The 20,105-nt window shown below is 65.4% G+C and carries 19 protein-coding genes; 13 read left to right on the top strand and 6 right to left on the bottom strand.

Annotated elements, in window-relative coordinates:
* Positions 1-3: 3 nt before the first annotated feature.
* The 4 genes from ACTJI5_RS19255 to ACTJI5_RS19240 all read left to right on the top strand — a co-directional run bounded on the left by ACTJI5_RS19255 (position 4) and on the right by ACTJI5_RS19240 (position 6,787).
* Positions 4-1,611, top strand: coding sequence for an AbgT family transporter (locus ACTJI5_RS19255; RefSeq protein ID WP_440861439.1), 1,608 nt, complete (start codon positions 4-6; stop codon positions 1,609-1,611).
* Between the two features lie 114 nt (positions 1,612-1,725).
* On the top strand, positions 1,726-2,922 hold the full coding sequence (locus ACTJI5_RS19250; protein ID WP_440861438.1) for a M20 aminoacylase family protein: 1,197 nt from the start codon (positions 1,726-1,728) through the stop codon (positions 2,920-2,922).
* A gap of 22 nt (positions 2,923-2,944) precedes the next feature.
* Positions 2,945-5,374, top strand: coding sequence for a penicillin acylase family protein (locus ACTJI5_RS19245; protein WP_440861437.1), 2,430 nt, complete (start codon positions 2,945-2,947; stop codon positions 5,372-5,374).
* An 18-nt stretch (positions 5,375-5,392) separates the two neighbouring features.
* Entirely contained in the window at positions 5,393-6,787 is a 1,395-nt protein-coding gene (locus ACTJI5_RS19240; protein ID WP_440861436.1) for an NAD(P)/FAD-dependent oxidoreductase, read from the top strand.
* A 7-nt stretch (positions 6,788-6,794) separates the two neighbouring features.
* On the opposite strand, the gene ACTJI5_RS19235 is transcribed toward ACTJI5_RS19240, so the two are convergent.
* Positions 6,795-8,870, bottom strand: a complete 2,076-nt coding sequence (locus ACTJI5_RS19235) for a S9 family peptidase (protein WP_440861435.1) — start codon at positions 8,868-8,870, stop codon at positions 6,795-6,797.
* A 160-nt stretch (positions 8,871-9,030) separates the two neighbouring features.
* On the opposite strand from ACTJI5_RS19235, the gene ACTJI5_RS19230 reads away from it, so the two are divergent.
* From ACTJI5_RS19230 to ACTJI5_RS19210, 5 genes are all read left to right on the top strand, one after another.
* Positions 9,031-9,930 carry a LysR family transcriptional regulator gene (locus tag ACTJI5_RS19230; protein WP_440861434.1) on the top strand — a complete coding sequence of 300 codons (900 nt, stop codon included), beginning with the start codon at positions 9,031-9,033 and terminating at the stop codon, positions 9,928-9,930.
* A gap of 178 nt (positions 9,931-10,108) precedes the next feature.
* A complete protein-coding gene (locus ACTJI5_RS19225) occupies positions 10,109-10,741 on the top strand; it encodes an HAD family hydrolase (RefSeq protein WP_058536668.1) in 633 nt (210 codons plus the stop codon).
* On the top strand, positions 10,738-11,889 hold the full coding sequence (locus tag ACTJI5_RS19220; protein ID WP_440861433.1) for an alanine racemase: 1,152 nt from the start codon (positions 10,738-10,740) through the stop codon (positions 11,887-11,889). Before ACTJI5_RS19225 ends, ACTJI5_RS19220 begins: the two co-directional genes overlap by 4 nt.
* Before the next feature lie 34 nt (positions 11,890-11,923).
* On the top strand, positions 11,924-12,304 hold the full coding sequence (locus ACTJI5_RS19215) for a RidA family protein (protein WP_058536984.1): 381 nt from the start codon (positions 11,924-11,926) through the stop codon (positions 12,302-12,304).
* 191 nt (positions 12,305-12,495) lie between these two features.
* Entirely contained in the window at positions 12,496-13,092 is a 597-nt protein-coding gene (locus ACTJI5_RS19210; RefSeq protein WP_440861432.1) for a YdeI/OmpD-associated family protein, read from the top strand.
* A gap of 18 nt (positions 13,093-13,110) precedes the next feature.
* On the opposite strand, the gene ACTJI5_RS19205 is transcribed toward ACTJI5_RS19210, so the two are convergent.
* Entirely contained in the window at positions 13,111-13,464 is a 354-nt protein-coding gene (locus ACTJI5_RS19205; protein WP_440861431.1) for a winged helix-turn-helix transcriptional regulator, read from the bottom strand.
* A 103-nt stretch (positions 13,465-13,567) separates the two neighbouring features.
* On the opposite strand from ACTJI5_RS19205, the gene ACTJI5_RS19200 reads away from it, so the two are divergent.
* Positions 13,568-14,272 (top strand): glutathione S-transferase family protein, encoded by a 705-nt coding sequence (locus ACTJI5_RS19200; RefSeq protein ID WP_440861430.1) that lies wholly within the window; start codon positions 13,568-13,570, stop codon positions 14,270-14,272.
* An 87-nt stretch (positions 14,273-14,359) separates the two neighbouring features.
* Positions 14,360-14,842: a GFA family protein gene (locus ACTJI5_RS19195; RefSeq protein WP_440861429.1), complete on the top strand. Its 483-nt coding sequence runs from the start codon at positions 14,360-14,362 to the stop codon at positions 14,840-14,842.
* A gap of 5 nt (positions 14,843-14,847) precedes the next feature.
* Here ACTJI5_RS19195 and ACTJI5_RS19190 read toward each other — a convergent pair whose 3' ends face one another.
* Together ACTJI5_RS19190 and ACTJI5_RS19185 are read right to left on the bottom strand one after the other, a co-directional pair.
* A complete protein-coding gene (locus ACTJI5_RS19190; RefSeq protein WP_440861428.1) occupies positions 14,848-15,528 on the bottom strand; it encodes an AraC family transcriptional regulator in 681 nt (226 codons plus the stop codon).
* A 45-nt stretch (positions 15,529-15,573) separates the two neighbouring features.
* The gene (locus ACTJI5_RS19185; RefSeq protein WP_440861427.1) at positions 15,574-16,005 is read right to left on the bottom strand and encodes a YybH family protein; all 432 of its coding nucleotides are present in this window, start codon (positions 16,003-16,005) and stop codon (positions 15,574-15,576) included.
* A gap of 135 nt (positions 16,006-16,140) precedes the next feature.
* Here ACTJI5_RS19185 and ACTJI5_RS19180 point away from each other — a divergent pair, with 135 nt between their 5' ends.
* Entirely contained in the window at positions 16,141-17,376 is a 1,236-nt protein-coding gene (locus ACTJI5_RS19180; protein WP_440861426.1) for an MFS transporter, read from the top strand.
* On the opposite strand, the gene ACTJI5_RS19175 is transcribed toward ACTJI5_RS19180, so the two are convergent.
* Positions 17,373-17,855: a methylated-DNA--[protein]-cysteine S-methyltransferase gene (locus tag ACTJI5_RS19175; RefSeq protein WP_058536677.1), complete on the bottom strand. Its 483-nt coding sequence runs from the start codon at positions 17,853-17,855 to the stop codon at positions 17,373-17,375. The genes ACTJI5_RS19180 and ACTJI5_RS19175 overlap by 4 nt on opposite strands.
* 116 nt (positions 17,856-17,971) lie before the next feature.
* Here ACTJI5_RS19175 and purT point away from each other — a divergent pair, with 116 nt between their 5' ends.
* Positions 17,972-19,150, top strand: coding sequence for a formate-dependent phosphoribosylglycinamide formyltransferase (gene purT / locus ACTJI5_RS19170; protein ID WP_440861425.1), 1,179 nt, complete (start codon positions 17,972-17,974; stop codon positions 19,148-19,150).
* 49 nt (positions 19,151-19,199) lie between these two features.
* Here purT and ACTJI5_RS19165 read toward each other — a convergent pair whose 3' ends face one another.
* Positions 19,200-19,790 (bottom strand): hypothetical protein, encoded by a 591-nt coding sequence (locus tag ACTJI5_RS19165; RefSeq protein WP_440861424.1) that lies wholly within the window; start codon positions 19,788-19,790, stop codon positions 19,200-19,202.
* Positions 19,791-20,105 lie beyond the last annotated feature (315 nt).

Genomic DNA, 20,105 nt, shown 5'->3' with positions numbered 1-20,105 from the left:
ATTATGAGTGCTGAAACCATCCGCCCTGCCCGTCAGAGGGGGTTTCTCGGCGTCGTCGAGCGCGTCGGCAATCTGCTGCCCGACCCGACGATCATCTTCCTCTACCTGATCATCATATTGATGATCGTGTCGGCGGTCGGCGCGGGGCTCGGGTGGAGCGCATCGCTGCCCTATTCGGGCAAGGAGGCGCCCGCCGGCGCCGAACTCGCGGGCGGCGTCCTGACCTATCGCGCGTCGAGCCTGTTCTCGGCCGAGAATATCGCGCGGCTGTTCACCGAGATGCCGCGCACCTATGCCAGCTTCACCCCGCTCGGCATCATCCTGACGATCATGATGGGCGCCGCGGTCGCCGAGCGGTCGGGGCTGTTCTTCGCGCTGATCCGCGGCTCGCTGCGGGGTACGCCGCGCCGTTACATGACGCCGATCATCGCGGTGGTGGGCATGGTGTCGCACCACGCCGCCGACGCCGCCTATGTCGTGCTGATCCCGATGGCGGCGGTGCTCTTCGCATCGGTCGGGCGCCATCCGCTCGCGGGAATTGCCGCAGCGCTCGCCGCCGTGTCGGGGGGCTATGCCGGCAACATCATGCCCGGCCAGCTCGATGTCCTGCTGTTCGGCTTCACACAGGAAGCCGCGCGTATCGTCGAGCCCGGCTGGACGATGAACCCGCTCGGTAACTGGTATTTCATCCTCGGCATCGTCGTCTTTTTCACCCCGATCATCTGGTTCATCACCGACAAGGTGGTCGAACCGCGGCTCGGAACCTGGAACGAGGAGGTCGACGAAGAACTTCGCGCCGATCTCGAAAAGGGCGAGCTTAGCGCCGATGAGCGGCGGGGGCTTCGCCACGCCGGCATCGCCGCGCTGCTGGTCACCGCGCTGTTCGCCGCGCTTTGTCTGTGGCCTGGCTATACGCCCTTCATCGATCAGGACGCCGAGGGCCCGATCCGCCTGCAGCCGCTCTACGCCTCGATGATCGCGGCGCTGTTCCTGCTGTTCCTGCTCACCGGCGTCGTCTTCGGGCGCGCCGTCGGCACGGTCAAAAATTCGAACGACGTGATCGCAATGATGCGCGAAGGCGTGAAGACGATCGCTCCCTATCTGGTCTTCGTCTTTTTCGCGGCGCATTTCGTCGCGATGTTCAACTGGTCGGGCATCGGCCCGATCCTCGCGATCGGCGGGGCGGAGAAATTGCAGGGCATGAACCTGCCCCCGGCGCTGCTGCTCGTCTGTGTGCTGCTGCTGTCGTCCTTGATGGACCTGTTCATCGGATCATCGACCGCCAAGTGGAGCGTGTTGTCGTCGGTGGTCGTGCCGATGTTCATGCTGCTTGGCATCAGCCCCGAAATGACGACCGCCGCCTATCGCATGGGCGACAGCTATACCAATATCATGACCCCGCTGATGAGCTATTTCCCGCTCGTCCTCGTCTTTTGCCAGCGGTGGGACAAGTCGATGGGGGTCGGATCGCTGCTCGCGCTGATGCTGCCCTATGCCCTATGCTTCATGGCGACGGGGATCACGATGGTCGTCGCATGGGTCGTCTTCGATCTGCCGCTCGGCCCGCACGCGCAGGTCTTTTATCAGGTCGCGGCGCACGCCGTGCCGTGAGGGAGCCCATGATGAAATTCGCCGCCGAACATGCAACCATGTCCAATAAGCATTGGGGCTGGCCGCGCGCCGCCCCTAGCCTGACCTCGCCGCTGCGCCAGGAGGTGCGTCCCCATGTCCGTTGACCTCAAATCGCTCGAAACCGACATGACCGCCTGGCGCCGGCATATCCATCGGCATCCCGAACTCGGCTTCCACGAGCAAGGCACGGTGAGCTTCATCCTCGACCTGCTCCAGAGCTTCGGCATCGACGAGTTCCACACCGGCATCGGCGGCACCGGCATCGTCGCGACGATCCGCGCCGGCGGGTCGAACCGCGCGATCGGCATCCGCGCCGACATCGACGCACTGCCGATGACCGAGCTGGCCGAGTCCGACCACAAATCCTGCACCCCGGGCGTGATGCACGCCTGCGGCCACGACGGGCACACGACGATGCTGCTTGGCGCGGCAAAGCATCTCGCCGCGACGCGCAATTTCGACGGCGCGGTGCACCTGATCTTTCAGCCCGCCGAGGAGTCGCTCGGCTATCAGGGGCCCGGCGGCGACCCCGATGGCGGCGCCAGCGCGATGATCCGCGACGGATTGTTCGATCGCTTCCCGATGGACGCCATCTTCGGCATCCACAACCGCCCGGGCATCGCCGCGGGCAAGCTCGCGGGGCGCGCGGGCGCGCTGTACGCCGCCGCCGACAAGTTCGAGATCGTCGTCACCGGCAAGGGCGGCCACGCCGCGCGCCCGCACCTGACGGTCGACCCCGTGCTCGTCGCCGCGCAGATCATCGTCGCGGTGCAGAGCATCGTCGCGCGCAGCACCGACCCGATGGACGCCGCGGTGGTGTCGATCTGCAAGGTCGAGGCGGGCACCGCGTTCAACATCATCGCCGACGAGGCGCGCATGGGCGGCACGGTGCGCACGCTGTCGCGCGCGAGCCAGGAGGCGACCGAACAGCGGCTCCGCGAGATCGTGACCGGTGTCGCGGCCTCGTTCGGGGCGAAGGCGGAGCTGCACTATGAACGCGGCTATCCCGCCCTGCACAATCCGGCCGACCTCTATACGAAGGTCCGCGAGATCGCGATCGGCATCGTCGGCCCCGACCGCTTCGTCGATCTCGACGCGCCCGGCATGGGGGGCGAGGATTTCGCGCGCTATCTCGACGTCGTTCCCGGCTGCTTCCTGCTGCTCGGCAACGGCGACGAGGGGCCGGGGTCGGTGATGCTCCACAATTCGCACTATGCCTATGACGACAGCATTTCGCCGACCGGCGCCGCGCTGTGGGTCGCCTTGGCCGAGGCATTCCTGCCAAAATAGACAATCCGGGGAGATTATTTTGATGCGCCGTTCGACTGCCACCCTGCTCCATGGTTCCGCCGCGCTGTTGCTTGCGGCGACAGCACCGACACAGGCACAGGAAAAGGTGGCCATCTACCGCGACGATTTCGGCGTGCCGCATGTGCAGGCGGAGACGTCCGACGCGGTGATGTTCGGCGCGGGCTATGCGATCGCGCACGACCGCCTCGCCGCGATGGAACTCGCGCGGCACAATACACAGGGCCGCCGCGCCGAGTTGGTCGGGAAATCGGCGATCGAAGGCGACAAGATGATGCGCGGCCGGAGGCTTTCCGACGCGGTGCTGATGCAGCGTTACAAGGCGTTGGCGCCCGAGCATCGCAAGATGATCCAGGCGATGGTCGACGGCATCAACAAGCGTATCGACGAAGTGAATGCCGACCCTGCGAGGCTGACCCCGCTCGAATTCATCCGCTGGGGGATCAAGCCGACGCGCTGGAGCCTCACCGAATATCTGGCGCTCATCACCGCCGCGCCGCTGGGGCGCGACACTTATGAAATCCGCAACCTCGAATTTCTGAAGGCGATGACGGCGCGCTACGGTCAGGACAAGGCGTGGGCGATTTTCAACGACGTCGTGCCGATTTCCGACCCCGATTCCCCGACGACGATCCCGGCGGGCGACGATCTCGCGCCAGCCCGGCCGATGCCCACCCCCGTCCTCGCTCCGGCGCAGCTGGCCCCCAATCGCAATGTGGCGTCGGCGGCGGCGCAGACGAAGCCCACCGAGCCGGTGAAAGGCGCCAGCCGCTGCATGGTCATCGGCCCCGAAAAATCGGTTAGCGGAAAGGTGCTGATGCTGGAGGCCACCGCCGACGGCCCCGAAATCCATCTGAAGGGCGGCGGTTTCGACAATGCAGGGTTCGGCTCGACCGGCTGGGGTGTCCCGACGATGGGGCGCGGCGCGCAGCACGGCTGGCTGCTCGTGTCGGGCAGCAGCGAAGCCGGCACCACCTTCGCCGAAAAGCTCAATCCCAAGAACCCATACGAATATTGGTACAAGGGCGCGTGGAAGACGATGGAGCACCGCACCGAAGCCTTCAAGGTCAAGGACGGCGCGCCCTTCACGCACGAAGTCGCGTGGACGATCCACGGTCCGGTGATCGCGTGGGATGTCGAAAACGGCACCGCCTATTCGCAGCAGATGGGCGTCCACGGCCGCGAACTCGACACATGGGTCGCCTTTGCCGAAATGGGCCGCGCAAAGAGCCTCGCCGAATTTAGGGCCAAGGGCGTCGATCGCGTCGGCTGGAATATCGGTGCCTGCTACGGCGGCGAAGATGGCACGATCGCCTATTTCGAAGCCGGTGCGCTCCCCAAGAAAGCGGCCGGGGTCGATCCGCGGCTGCCGACGCCCGGCACCGGCGAATATGAGTGGACCGGCTTTCTGACCCCCGCGGAAAAACCGCATATGATCAATCCCCGCCAAGGCTATTTCATGTCGTGGAACAGCAAGGCGACGGGCTGGTCGCAGGAGGGCGACAATGCCCGCGTTGGCGCGACCTTCCGCACCTGGCTCGGCGACCGGCTCGCGAAGGCGGGCCAGTCGCTGACCTTGCTCGACATGCGCGAGTTCAACGGCAAGATTTTCAACGCGCTCGGCGCGGTCGACCGCAATCAGGCGGCGCCCGACTTTTTCGCGCCCTATATCCGGGCCGCGATCGAGGCGAGCGACGACCCCGAGGTGAAGCGCGCGGGCGAACTGATGCTGAGCTTCAACGGCCTGTATCATGACCGTGACGGCGATCAGCGCTACGACAATCCGGGACTGACGCTCTACCGGACGTGGCTCCAGACTGCACCGAAAACGCTGTTCGGCGACGATATGGGCGACTGGTGGAAGACGATCGATACCGATCGCTACCTGACCTATCAATCCAGCCTGCTGCTGCGCGCCTTTCAGGGCGACAAAGCGGGCGCGCCGCTGGGCGTCGACTATTTCAACGGGCGCGACCGCACCGCAATGATGATCGACACGATCAAGGCGACGATCGCCGAGGTCAAACCGCGCTTTCCCGGCAAGGATATGGCCGAATGGAAGCAGCCGATTTACTGGAAATATTTCGACGCGTCGCTCGAGACGCCCGACCGTCCGCAAATGGCGGAGGATTATCCCGAACATCGCCTGTCGGCGGTCCTGCGCCTCGGCCCGACGATGGCGCCGCACAATGGCGGCGAAAGCTGGGTCGGCTTGATGGAAATCGGCGCCGACCGGCGCGCGCTCTATTCGGTGATCGACGCGGGCGGCCAGAACCTGTTCATCGGTCCCGACGGCAAGGGAAACCCGCATCTCGCCGACCAGACGATGATGCACGAGACCAACGAGCTCAAGAAGATCGAGCTTTCGCCCGAGCGGATACGCAAGACCGCCGCATCGACCGTGACGCTTGAATATCGGCCGCCGGCCCGTTAGCGCGCGGCGGGGCCCCGATTGACCGCCGTCGTCCCGCCCGCCGACATCGGCAGCTATTGGCTCGCAAGCTGCAACGACGATCTGACGCCGCGTCCACCCCTGTCGGGCGACGAAACTTTCGACGTCGCGATCATGGGGGGCGGCTTCACGGGTCTGTGGACCGCCTGGTATCTGCTGCAAAACGATCCGGACCTGTCGATAGCGATCGTCGAGCGGCAGTTTTGCGGCTTTGGCGCGTCGGGGCGCAACGGCGGCTGGTGCTCGCCGCGCTTTCCGATCAACCCCGCCGCGCTCACGCGCCGCTTCGGGCCCGCGACGGCGCGGGCGATGCTGCTCGCGCAGCAGGCGATGGTGAGTGAAGTCGGCCGCATCTGCGAAGAGGAAGGCATCGACGCGCATTTCAATCCGGCGGGCGTCGTCACGCTCGCACGCAGCGCGGAGCAATTGCCGTCGCTGCGCCAGTCCTTCGAAGCTTATGCCGCGCTCGGCATGGAAGATGGCTGTGAGTTGCTCGATGCCGATACGGCGCGGGCGGCGGTGCATGCGACTGTGGTCCATGGCGCCCTGCGCCTGCGCGCCGGCGGCACGATCCATCCCGGCCGCCTCGTGCGCGGGCTCGCGCGGGCGCTCGAACGACGCGGTGTGCGGATCTATGAGGGGACCGACGTGCTGCAATCCACCGCGGGCATGCACCCCGCGCTTGTGACCTCGAGCGGAACCATCCGCGCCCGGCGCGCGGTTCTGCTCGCAGGCGAAGCATATATGACCGACCAGCCCGATTATCGCCGCCGGCTCATCCCGATGGCGTCTACGATCATGCTCACCACGCCGCTCAGCGCCGAACAATGGGAGACGGTCGGCTGGGCCGGCGGCGAATGCCTCAGCTCCTATGTCCACACGACCAATTACCTCACCCGCACCGCCGACGGCCGCATCCTGTTCGGCAGTCGCGGCGCCCCCTATCGCTATGGCTCGGACATGAGCGAGACCGCGCTGCGCGAGAATGCGAATTTCAGCTGGATCCGCGATCGGCTGACCGAATGGTGGCCCTCGCTCGAAGGTGTCGAATTCACGCACCAATGGGCGGGCTATCTCGGCATTCCGCGCGACTGGCTGCCCACGGTTCATTTCGATGCCGTGCGCCGGATCGGCTGCAGCTATGGCTATACGGGGCACGGCGTGATCACGAGCGCGATCTGCGCCCGCGCGCTCGCGGGACTAGTCACCGGCCGCGCGCCCGATCCGCACGCGCCTTATATCCGCGAACGAGCCCCGAACTGGGAGATAGAACCGCTACGCTGGGCGGGCATCCGCTATGTCCAGAACGGCTTCCTGCGGATGGACGTGGCGGAAGCGGCCGGGCGGCGGCCGCCCCCCGACGCAGGCTTTGCGAAACATCTGGGCGAGCCTTAGCCGGCGCTCACTTTCCCATATCCGCAAGCGCCCGCTCGAGCCCGGGGACAAATGCGGCGCCGGTCTTCAGATCGACCTGCGACCCGGCGAGATCGTTGCCATAGGGCTCGGCAGGCCCGCCGAGACATTTCGACAGGAAATGCTCGGCGATTGCCGCGAAGGAGATGTTCGTCGCGTCCTTCGCATAGACATGACCCTCGTCGGGGTAAAAAGCGTAGGTCACCGGCTTGCCGCGCGCCTTCAGCGCATCGACGATCTCTTCGGACTGGCTGGGAAAGATGCGCGGGTCGTTGGCGCCGTTGGTGACGAGCAAAGGCTTTGCAATCGCATCGACGCGCGCGATCGGCGAGCGCCGCATCAGGTCCGCCGCGCCCTCCTTTGTCATCGGATCGCCCACGCGATTGACAAACTGCGGCCGCTGCCAGGTCCACCAGTCGGGCATCCCCGCGACCTGCTTTACCAGATTGCTCGGCCCCGCCAGGTCGACGCCGCACTGGAAGGTGTCGGGCGTGAAACTCAACGCCACGAGCGTCGAATATCCGCCATAGGACAGCCCCATCACCGCGATGCGGTCCTTCGCGGTCACCCCCTTGTCGATCGCCCACTGCACCCCGTCGAGCAGGTCGTCGTGCATCGTTTCCGACCATTTCCGGTCGCCCTTCGCCATGAAGTCGCTGCCGAAGCCCCCCGACGCGCGGAAATTCACCGACAGCACCGCATAGCCGCGGTCGGCGAGCCAGGCGTGCTGCGGATCGAAAGCCAGATCGTCGCGGAGCCAGGGGCCGCCATGGACGAGGAGCACCATCGGAACAGGGGTGACGGGCATCCCGTCGGCGCCGAGCTTGGCGTTGGTCGGAAGCGTCAGATAGCTTGGCAAGGTCAGGCCGTCGCGCGACGCGATCGTCACGGGAAGCCGGCGCGCGAGCGCCTGCTTGTCGAGGTCGGGCCGCGTCGACAGGAGCGGAGTTAGCGTCCGGTCCTTGCGGTTCCACCAGCTATAGCGGTCGGGGCGGTTCGGGACGGTTTCGAGGAGCAGCCAGCGCGCATTGTCGGGGGTCTGATCGACGATCTTGAACGGCCCCGCGGCCGCCGCTTGAAGCGCCGCGAACTCGGCGCGCACGTCGTCCGATCGCACCGTCCATTCGCTGACGAGCGGGTCCTCACGCGTCGCGAGCAGCGCGCCGCTGGCTTCGTCGAACAGCGTATCGACAATATCGGCGCGCCCCGACGCGGCGAGCGGGGTCTGCTTGCCCGTGGCGAGATCGACCGCGACGAGGTTCGCCTTGTCGCTGGCCCGGCTGTCGAACATCAACAGCTTGCCCGCACCGTCGAGCCCGAGGATTTTCGAATTGCGCAGCGAGGCCAGCGGGATCGTCATGAACTCGCTCGGTCCGGCGGGGTCCAGGCGGAAGTATGTCGACGAGCCGTCGACATTGCCGCGGACGCCCAGCCGGATGTTGAAATCCGGATCGGCGACGACATCGATGTAATTTCGCTCGTTGCGGAGCATTTCGGTACGCTGCCCCGTCGCGAGGTCGATCCGGTAAATGTCGCGATAGCGGCGGTCGCGAATGTTCATGCCGACCAGGATTTCGCCGGGACGGCGCTTCGAAAGCTTCACGATCTTTGTCTGCACCGCGGGATCGGCGGTCACATTGGCGACCGTGCGCTTTTCGAGGTTCGCGACCCAGAGCTGGCTATGCTCCTCGCCGCCGACATCCTTCAGCACCAATATATACCGCCCGTCGGGGCTCCACTGGAAACTGTCGGGCGGCCGTGTATCGAAACGGGTGACCGGCATCGCGGCCTTCGGATCGTCGAGCGGCGCGACCCAGACGTTGAGGACGCCGTTCAGCGGGTGGAGAAAGGCCAGCTGCTTGCCGTCGGGGCTGATCTGCAATTCGGAGTAAGTGGGCGAAGCAAAAAGCGCGTCGCGTGGCACCAGCGATGCCCGTGGCGCCGGCTCCGCGCCGACCGCCGGCAGGGCACCGACCATGATCGCTGCGCCCAGCATCGCGGCGGTCCACAGCGTTGCGCGACCGCCCCGAAGGCGCGGTTCGCGCCGCAACATGTCGAAACCCATCCCCAAAGCCCCCTGAATCAAGCCTGTCTGCGCACACAATCTGCCGACCGGCGGGCGCAAGCTCCAATGCGCAAAATGGATCAATCCATGCACATCAGGAGGGGTAGCCAGGCGCCCTCCCCGCACTACAACTTCCCAAGAGGCCGAAGGGGCATGAGTGATGGAACTGGCATGGCTTGAGGATTTCGGTGCCTTGATACACGCGGGCAACTTCTCGCGCGCGGCATCGACGCGCTGCGTGACGCAGCCGGCTTTCAGCCGCCGCATTCGCGCGCTCGAAGAATGGCTCGGCGTGGAGCTTGTCGACCGCAGCACGCACCAGATGGTGCTGACCCCCGCCGGCAAGCGCTTCGCCGTCATCGCTGAGACCGTTCTGCGCGATATCGAACATGGCCGGCGCGAGGTGCAGGAGATTGCCGGCACATCGGCGTCGATGGTCAAGATCCTGGTCACGCACGCCCTGGCGCTGAACTTCTTCCCGCAATGGCTCGCGACGCTGCAGGCGATGACCGATACCGCGATCCCGATCCAGCTCACCGCCGACAATATGGGCACGTCCGAACAGATGATGCTCAGCGGAAAGGCGCATTTTTGTCTGTGCTATTTCCATCCCGGCGCGCCGTCGGTTCTCGATGGGGCGGGTTTCCAGTCGATATCGCTCGAATCCGATGCGCTCGTGTCGGTCAGCGCCCCGCGCGAAAGTGATGGAGCGCCGCTGCACGCGCTCGCCGATGACGCCGATCATCCGGTCCATCTGCTGGCCTATGGCGCGGAATCGGGGATGGATCGCATCGTGTCGGCGATGCTTGATGCCAGCGCGATGCGGGCGAATTTCACGCCGGTGTTCACGTCGCACACGCTGATCCTCGCGCGGATGGCAAGGGATGGAAAGGGACTCGCCTGGCTGCCGCTGAGCATCGTCGCGGATGATCTGAAGCGCGGTGCGTTGGTGCGGGCCGGCGATGCGCGCTGGGATATTCCGGTCGACGTCCGTCTGTATCGGCCGCGCGGCCGGCAATCGCCGTCGGCCGAAGCATTCTGGAAGCTGGCGACGGCATAGACGGGAATGGCGCATGCGAACGACGTCCATACGCGGCGGCATGAAACCATCAGCAACGGGCATTTGCCGGCCGGGCGGCCGCGTTGCTAATCGCTCGGGGCCATCCGGCGGCATCCCCGACCCGAAGCCTGTGGAGCCGCAGGCTCCGGGCATCATTATTGAATTTGGACCCCGATCAATGAAACAGCTCGCTCCCGTCGAAGCGGTGGTCTTCGACCTTCTCACCGCACTTCTCGATTCCTGGTCGGTCTGGAACCGGGCGGCCGGGTCGGCGAGCGACGGGCTGCGCTGGCGCCGCGCCTATCTCGAGCTGACCTATGGTTGCGGCGCTTACCGCCCCTATGAGGATCTCGTCCGCGAGGCGGCCGCCAAGGCGGGCGTGGCGGTCTCGGCACCCGATGCGCTGACCGCGGGCTGGAACACGCTCCAGCCCTGGCCGGAGGCGCCGCCGCTGCTTGCCGATCTCAGCGCGCGCGGCATCGCGCTCGGCGTCATCACGAACTGTTCGACAGCTTTGGGGCGGCAGGCTGCGGAACGGGTCGGCGTGACTTTTTCCGTTGTCCTGACATCCGAAGAAACGGGCTATTACAAACCGCGACCCGAATCCTACCGCGCCGTGCTGGACCGGCTCGGCACCGATCCGGCGCGGACGCTTTTCGTGGCGGGCTCGCCCGCGGACATTCCCGGCGCGGCGGGCGTCGGCATGCCGGTTTTCTGGCACAACCGCGCCCGCCTGCCCTTTGTCGCCGACGCGGCGCGGCCGTTCCTGATTGCCGATACGCTCGATCCGCTGCGCGAGTTGGTCCGATGAGCGCGGCCACGATGTTCGCGGGATTGAACACCCCGCGCCTGATTCTCGACGCCGACCGACTGGAGCGCAACGCCGCGCGCATGCGCGCCCGCTGCGACGCGCTGGGCGTCACGCTGCGCCCGCATCTGAAGACGGCCAAGTCGGCCGACGTCGCGCGGATAGCGGCGAACGGCGAGCAAGGGCCGATCACGGTCTCGACGCTGGCTGAAGCCGAATATTTCGCCGCGGCGGGCTGGCGCGACATCCTCTACACGACCGCGATCGCGCCCGCGAAACTGGAGCGCGTCCATCATATCCAGCGCGAGCATGGCGTGCGACTGTTGCTTGTCGTCGACGACGGGGAGGCCGCCACTGCGATGGGCGAAGCCGCGGCGGTGCTCGGCGCGCGCTTTGGCGTCCTCATCGAGGTCGATTGCGGCGAACACCGCAGCGGAACCGAACCGGCGTCGGAAGAGCTTGTCGCGATCGCGGGGGTAATTGCGGCCTGTTCGCCGCAACTCGAATTGATGGGCGTGATGACCCACGCGGGGCATAGCTACGCGTTCGACGACCCCGCGCCGATCAGGGCGCTCGCCGAAGTCGAGCGGCATGCGGCGGTCGCATCGGCGGAATTGCTCCGCGCGCGCGGTTACACCTGCCCCATCGTCAGCGTCGGCTCGACCCCGACGGTGGTTTTCGCCGAACAATTGCGCGGCGTGACCGAAGTGCGGGCGGGCATCTACCTGTTCTGCGACCTTGCCCAATTGTCGCGGGGCGTCTGCGCGCAAGAGGATATTGCTGTCTCGGTGCTGGCGACGGTGATCGGCCACCAGCGCCGCGGCGCCGGCCCCAGCCTGATCCTCGATGCCGGCGCGCTCGCGCTGTCGAAGGATGTCGGGGCCAACCGCTTCATGCCGAACGCCGGATATGGGCTGGTCTGCGATGCCGCCACGCTCGAGCCGCTGGAATCGCTGACGGTCGTGACCGTGCATCAGGAACATGGCGGCGTGCCCGTGCCCGACGAAAGCTGGTTCGAACGCCTGCCGATCGGCAGCGTCGTCCGTATCCTGCCCAATCACGCCTGTCTGACCTGTGCCGCCTACACCTCCTACGACGTGATGCGCGAAGGGGTGCTGACCGAAGAATGGCCGCGGACCGGCGGATGGTGAGGGACTTTCGGAGATCGAGATGAAGGTTCAGAAAATGACAGAGATACGCTGCGCGGCGGCGCCGCCCCCCGGCGGGCATTATGCCCAGGCCATGTTGCACCGCGACACGCTTTATGTTTCGGGCCAGCTCGGCGTGACCGGCGAAACACCCGATCCCGAAAGCCGTTCGGTCGGCGAGCAGGTCAACTTTGCGCTCGGGAACATTGCGGCGATTGTCGGTGTGGTTGGCGCTTCGCCGGACGACATTGTCCGCTGCACCGTCTATGTGACCGACGTCGCGCATTGGGGCGAAGTCAACCGGGCCTATGCGGCGTTTTTTGGCGCGCACCGCCCCGCCCGATCGATCGTTCCCTCCGGTCCGCTGCACTTCAATGCGCTGGTGGAGATCGAAGCCGTCGTCGCGGTGAGTGTCTGAGACCGGGCGCGAAGCGGACGGAGCAAGGTAATAGTGGGCGCGCGCTTTAATCGACGGGCGGTATTTATCGGCGAGCGGTCTGGGGCTAGAGCCCCGATCATAGCGCGAGACTCGAACGCAATCGAATGGCTTTGACTATCTTTAATTTTCAATTTCTTATGGCGGAGTGAATTTATGAATGGGGCAGGGTCATGGCCGCCGTCGAGGTAGATCCCAACAAGGTTCACGAATTCGTCGACATGGACGGTTTCCATGACTGGCTGGCCGCGCATCACACCACCGAGCGCGAGGTGTGGATCAAGGTCCACAAGGTCAAATCGGGCCTCGCGTCGATCACGCCCGAACAGGCGATCCACGCGGCGCTGTGCTGGGGATGGATCGACGCGATCCGCAAATCCTTCGACGAAAAAAGCTTCCTGCAACGCTATACGCCGCGTGGGCCGAAAAGCGTCTGGAGCCAGATCAATATCGACAATGTCGCGCGCCTGACCGCCGAGGGCCGGATGACCGAGCATGGGCTGAAACAGGTCGAGGCCGCGAAGGCCGATGGCCGCTGGGATCGCGCCTACCGCGTCAAGGGATCGGAAATTCCGGACGATTTGCAGGCGGCGATCGATGCCGAACCCGAGGCCAAGGCGATGCTGGAAAAGCTCACCGCGCAGAACCGCTTCGCGCTGATCTTTCGTCTGGGTACGATCAAGACCGAGACCGGGCGGAAAAAGAAGATCGCCGACATGGTCGCGATGTTGAAGCGCGGCGAGACTTTTCACCCGCAAAAAGCGAAGTGATGCCGCTGCGGAGCGGTTTCAACCGTTGGTCGCAGCAACGATAGCTGCGTCGGCATCAGCACCGCCGGCCACGGCATCCCACCAATCGCCGAGCGCGTCGATCAGCGGCACGAGCCGTTCGCCGTCGGGGGTCAGGTCATATTCGACCCGCCGGGGATAGCCTTCGAATTCGGTGCGCTGGACGATCCCCGCATCCTCGAGCTTGCGCAGTTCGAGCGTCAGCATCTTGTGCGAGATCGTCGGATTGTCGCGGCGCAGGTCGCCGAAGCGCTTCGTCCCGTCGCTGAGATAATAGATGAGCAAGGTCGGCCAGCGGCCGCTCAGCACCTGCATCACTTCTTCGATCGGACAGCGCGAAACCAGATCTTTCATCGGGGCCTCATGGTTACAAAAAGGTGCGTAATTTACGTGGCGATAGCGCGCCCTATATCTGGTTTCGCTGCGCAGCTCCCCCTCAAGAAGATGGAGCAATACATTGGAACCGATCCTTATCTATGGCTTCCCACTGGGAAGTTCCATGGGCCTCGTCGCGGCTCTCGAATGGCTCGGCAAGCCCTATCGCCTGTGCCGCGTCGACATGCTCGGCGAAATGCGCGAGCCTGCCTATGCCCGCATCAACGCGCGGCACGAGACCCCGGCGCTGATCACCGACCAGGGCAATGTGCTGACCGAAACGATGGCGATCGCCCACTGGCTCGCAGCGCGCGACGACGAACGGCGGATCAGCCCTGATCCGCTGTCGCCCGAGGGCGACCGGATGCGGCAGGTCATGGCGTTCATCAACACGGGTTTCACGGGGTCTTTCACCCCGCTGTGGGTCGCACTCGAAATGGACCCACCGCGCCCCGCGCTGCAAGCGTCGCTCCGCGAATGGGGCAAGGAAGCGGTGATCGGGCGCCACGACCGGCTGGAGGAAATGGTCGGCGACGGCCCCTATCTGGTCGGCGACCGGCCGACGCTGGCCGACGCGCTGTTCATCGGGGTCGCGCGCTGGCTGGAGTTTCACGAGGTCGCCGAGCCCGTTCGCTGGCCGAAGCTCGCGGCGCTGCGCGCAAGGCTGGAGGCCGATCCGGCCGTCGCCTACGCCACCGCGCTCGAAAGCGGTGAGACGGCGCCCGACAGCGGCCTCTGCCTCGGCCACGTCCCGCTCGCCGAGGTGATCGAGCGCTACGGTGCCTGATGGAGCGGTGCACGGCGCGTCATCGCCGCGCACCGCTTCCCCGCCTGCGCGATTGTGAGTGCCCGCCAGCATTGATAGCAAGGCACCATGGACAGGATCGAAACCGAAGCGTCGGGCGGCTGCCAGTGCGGCGCGGTGCGCTATCATGTCACCGCGGTGCTCGACACGTCGCACATCTGTCATTGCCGCATGTGTCAGAAGGCGGCGGGCAATTTCTTCATCGCGCTGATCGGCGTGCCGCGCGACGCGATCACCTGGACGCGCGGCGCGCCCGCGACCTTCAAAAGTTCGGACAAGGCGGCGCGCGGCTTCTGCCGCAATTGCGGAACGCCGCTGACCTATGATTATGCCGGGAGCAAGCATATCAATCTGACGACCGGGTCGTTCGACGATCCGTCGGCGTTCCCGCCGCAAGTCCAGTTCGGAACCGAAGGCCAGCTGTCGCTATTCGAGGACCTGCCGATCAAGGCCGAGGGCACCACCGAGGAAGTGATGAGCGACCTTGTCGGCGCGATCAAGGCGAGCAACCACCAGCATCCGGACCACGACACCGACCGCTGGCCCGCCTGACCCTCCTATGAGGGGAGCGCGCTTATCGCCGCGCTGGGCGTCACGCCGAAGGTTTCGCGAAAGGCGCGCGACAGATGCGCGGTGTCGGCAAAGCCCGCGTCCATCGCCGCGGTGCGAACGAGCACGCCCTGCTTCATCTGCTGCGCGGCAAATTGCATCGCCGACCAGCGCTTGAATTCGCGAAAGCCCTGCCCGGTTGCCGCCCGGAAAAGGCGCAACGCCCGCGTGCGTTCCATGCCGAGCCGCTGCGCCAGCTCGTCCTGCGGCATCCGCCGCATCGGGTCGGCGTAGATCGCGCGCACGGCATCGGCGACGCGCGGCAACGGCGGAGCGGCAGCGACGGTCAACCGCGCGCGCAGCTCGTCGGCGGCATCGCTCGCGCCATCGAGCACTGTGCCCGCTAATTCAGCCAGCTTCCCGTCGAGCGCGCGCGCCAGCGGAACGTCGAACGGAAAGGCGAGACCATCGAGATAGAGGATGTCGGCGCCGCGCGCGGGCAAGGCGATGCCATGCACGACGCCGGGGCGGATCAGTAGCATGTCGCCCTCGACCGTCTCACCGTCCAGCGTCAGCCGGAGCGGACCGCCGCGCCCGATCAATATCCCGGTCACCGGATTGGCGTGCGGCGCAAGCGGCGCGTCGACCGGCAGCAGCGCGTTCCGGAACGGGGAGAACGGGTCGGACATCGCGGTAACTATCTGCCGGTCGGGCGCCGGGCGCAAGCGGCGCCGCTAACGGTCGATCCCGGCGCGCACGAAGGCGCCGTGCATCTCGCGCCCGTTCGGATAGACATCCTTGCGCACCACCTCGCCCGCATCGTTCAGCGTGACGACGTCGAGCATCCCGACGCGCGCAACAAAAGGCGCGCCGCCCGGTTCGGTGAGCGCAAGCAGCATCGTCCATTCGAACACCCAATGGTCGTCGCCGTAGAGCCGCCGTCCCATTTCCTGCGTGAAATCGAAGGTCGCGAACAATTGCCGGCAATGCTCGCGCAGCCGCTCGCGTCCCGTCACAGGCTCGGTGCCGTCGTGGAGCGCGAAGACCGTGTCGTCCGAATGGAGCGAAGCGATCAGGTCGGGATCCTTCGTTTCCCAGCCGACATGATAGCGGTCGAACAGCGCGGCAACGGAAAGGGGGCGTTCGATTTGTGCGGTGGCGGTCATATGCTTTCTCCCGTAATGTTGCGGGAAGAATAGCGGGCCGGCCGGCGAACGCGTTGAACAAACGTGCGACGAATTTTCGCTGGCGCGCGACCGCCCATCTGGTAGCCCTGCCCCCGGGCAGGGGAGCGCTTGACTATGGCGACACAATCGATCGAAGGCCGGGCTGGCGGGAAACGGGTGACGTGGATCGTCGTCCTGATCGCGCTTTCGGTCCTGCTCAACTATGTCGATCGCGGCGCGATCGGCGTCGCCGCGCCGCTGATGAAGGAAGAGCTGGGGCTGTCGGCGACGGGGTTCGGCCTCGCGGTCTCGGCCTTTTTCTGGGTCTATGCCCCCGCCTGCCTGTTTGTCGGCTGGCTTTGCGACCGCTTCTGTGTCTACCGCGTCTTTGCGCTCGGTGTCGCGATCTGGGCGATCAGCACCGCGCTCACCGGTTTCGCGGGCGGACTGATATCTCTGATCATCCTGCGGCTGTTCCTCGGGTTGGGCGAGAGTATCGCCTTTCCGGGCAGCAGCAAGATTTTCGCTGCCGAAGTGCCGGTCGAGCGGCGCGGCATCGCGAACGCGTCGGTGTCCGCAGCGATCGCATTCGGCCCTGCCATCGGCGTGCTCGCGGGCGGCGCGATCCTCGGCGAATGGGGCTGGCGGCCGGTCTTCTGGATTTTCGGCGCGGTGACTTTGCTGTGGCTCATCCCCTGGCAATTCGCCGCGGCGTCGATGCGGGCACGCGCGGTCACAGTGCCCGCGAGCGAGCGGGTATCGATCCGCCGCCTGCTTCGCGTGCCGGCGCTGTGGAAGATGAGCGCCGTCCATTTCCTGTCGAACTACGGCTTTTATTTCCTGCTTGCGTGGCTGCCGCTCTACCTCGTCAACACGCGCGGTTATTCGATCGGCGAGATGACCGCGCTGACAACGCTGAGCTTCACGACGCAAGGTGTCGTCGCGCTCGCGGGCGGCTGGCTGTCCGACCGCATGGTCGCGAAGGGAGCCAATGAGGGTGAGGTGCGCCGCTGGCTGATGATCGCGGGGCAGCTCGCCATCGGCACGGCGACCGCCGGCATCGCAGTCGCGGATGGCTATGCGATGCTCGCGCTGTGGCTGGCGGTCGCGGGCTTCGGTGCCGGGCTGATCGCCACAAATATCTTCGCCGTCGGGCAGATTTTCGCGGGGCCGCGCGCGGCGGGCAGCTGGATGGGGGTGCAGAATGCGCTCGGCAATATTTCGGGCATCGTCGGCCCGATCGTCACCGGGCTGATCGTCGATTATCTTGGCGGCTATGGCTATGCCTTTGCGGCCGCCGCCGCGTTGTCGCTGCTGGGGGCATTGCTGTGGTGGAAGCTCATCCCCGAAATCCGCACGCTCGATCTTTAGGCCGCTCGTTCGAGATCGAGCAGGAACGCCTTTGCCTCAAGCCCGCCGGCGAAACCGGTCAGCTTGCCGGTCGATCCGACGACGCGGTGGCATGGCGCGATGATCGAGATGGGGTTGCGGCCATTGGCGGCGCCGACCGCGCGCGATGCGCCGGGGGCGCCGAGCTGGTCCGCGATCTCGCCATAGCTGCGCGTCTCGCCGAACGGGATAGCGAGCAGCGCGGCCCAGACGCGCTTCTGGAAATCGGTGCCGGCGAACGATAGCGGCACGTCGAAGGTGCGGCGTGTCCCGGCGAAATATTGCGCGAGCTGCCGCTCGGTTTCGAGCAAGACCGGATGGTCGGCCTTTTCGGTCAATGCGCCGAGCCGGACACGGTCGGGCTTGTCATTTTCCCACAAGATGGCGGCGAGTCCGCGGTCATCGGCGACGAGGGTCAATTCGCCGACCGGCGACCAGATGGTTTTGGAATAATGGGTCACGGGTTGTTCCTTTGGATGTCATTCGCTGTCGCACTTTGATGCTGAAATCCATATGGCGGAGGCCGCGCAGCGATGCGTCCCGAATCTTGCGCCCAACGTCGATGGAAAGTTTTTGCATGACCCCCACCGCCACCATCCTCCTCCTCGGTTCGGGCGAACTCGGCCGCGAATTCGTGATTTCGGCGAAGCGGCTCGGATGCCGCGTCATCGCGTGCGACAGCTATGAAGGCGCGCCCGCGATGCAGGTTGCCGATGGCTACGAGGTGTTTTCGATGCTCGACGGCGACGCGCTGCGCGCCACTATCGAAAAGCATCAGCCCGACCATATCGTGCCCGAGGTCGAGGCGATCCGCACCGAAATCCTCGCCGAGGTCGAAGCCGAGGGTTTCCATGTCGTTCCCTCGGCGCGCGCGGCGCAGCTGACGATGAACCGCGACGCGATCCGCGACCTCGCCGCGAGCGAACTCGGCCTCAAAACCTCGACCTTCGAATATGCGACGAGCCGCGAGGAACTGGTCGCGGCGGCCGAACGCATCGGCTTCCCGCTTGTCGTCAAACCCGTAATGTCGTCGTCGGGCAAGGGCCAGAGCACGGTCAAGGACGCGGGCGGCATCGACGCGGCGTGGGATTATGCCGCCGCGGGCATGCGCGGCGACCGGCTGCGCGTGATTGCCGAGGCATTTATCGACTTCGATTACGAGATCACCCTGCTGACCGTCCGCCACAAGGACGGCGTCGCCTTCTGTCCGCCGATCGGCCACCGCCAGGAACGCGGCGATTATCGCGAAAGCTGGCAGCCCGCCGCGATGTCCGATGCGGCGCTCGCCGCGGCGCAGGAGATGGCGACGAAAGTCGTCGATGCGCTCGGCGGCCACGGCATCTTCGGTGTCGAATATTTCGTGAAGGGCGACGAGGTCATCTTCTCCGAACTCTCGCCGCGCCCGCACGACACCGGCATGGTCACGCTGATCTCGCAGTCGCTGTCCGAATTCGACCTGCACGCGCGCGCGATCCTCGGCCTGCCGATTCCCACGGTCGCGGTGCCCGACGCGAGCGCGAGCGCGGTGTTGCTCGCCGACCGCGATGCGGCCGATTTCGCGATCACCGGGCTTGCCGACGCGCTTGCGGCGCCGAACGCCGAGACATCGGTCGACGCGCGCATCTTTGGCAAGCCGGTCACCCGGCCCTATCGCCGCATGGGGGTCGCGCTCGCCCGCGTCGCGGGCGGCGCGACCGACGACGCCCGCGCCGCAGCGGTCGCCGCGGCAGGGAAACTGGCGATCGACTACCGCTAGGAAGGCCGGAAGACCGGTTTCGACCAATTGCGGACGTCTATAACGCGCCCTATCGACCTAGTTCCTTCTCCACTGCGGCCGTCAGCCTATCGATAATACGAAGGTAACTGGTGTTGGTGGAGAATCCCTCGATACGGCTTGTGGCCACGATATCACGCGCCTTCGTCAATTCCACCAAACTGCCTTCAGCATCGCCAAGGCTGACGGATAAGGTGGCCTTCAAAATGTATGCGGTTATCAGTGGCATGTCCTGAGCTGGATATGCGCGACCTTCCGCGCTCGATATTACCGATTGGATAGCTTGGGATAGGTTTCGCGCCTCTGGCGTATCAACACGTTGCCTTGCCGCCGGTAGTGCTTTCCAAGCTTCGCCCGCAGGCCGGAGCAGGGTGTAAAGGCGATAGGTTTCAAGAACCGGCCAGCAAGTGTTGATAGCGCGTACTAAACCGGCTTCCTCAGCGCCATTACAAGTACTGAGATCGGCACGTTTTTCAGGTGGAATGGTGCGTCCACCGATGCCGTTGTCCAGAATGCCGTTAAGCTCAGCGGCACCAACCGGCACGCCAATCTCATTCGCGTGAACGGGTTGGCCCATCAGGGGAAAAGCCGTGATACAAAGTGGCATCCAGTATTTATGCATCGAATTTAGCATTCCGGCCCTCTAATCTTTTGTCAAGATTCGCGCGGACAAGAAATCCCGTTTGCGCAGGTCGTGCGTGTCTCAGGTCCAGATCGGATCCGAAATGACCGCTTCCCACCCCAAAGCAGGCATCGCCTTTAAATAGGCCTTTCCTACATTATCCCGCTGTGTCAGCCTTCGTCCGGCTCTTTCATTTGGTGGATAAAAGCGATCGCTGCCCGGCTTGGCGGTGCGACCACGGCCGCGTGCGTCCAGCCGCGACGATGTCCAATCGGGACGCGCACAGGGCTGAACTTTACTGAACTTTGGAATATC

Origin of the sequence: Sphingopyxis sp. 22461 (assembly GCF_052044915.1) — a bacterium.
In the GTDB taxonomy this organism is placed as follows: domain Bacteria; phylum Pseudomonadota; class Alphaproteobacteria; order Sphingomonadales; family Sphingomonadaceae; genus Sphingopyxis.
This window is presented reverse-complemented; position numbering and strand designations above follow the sequence as displayed.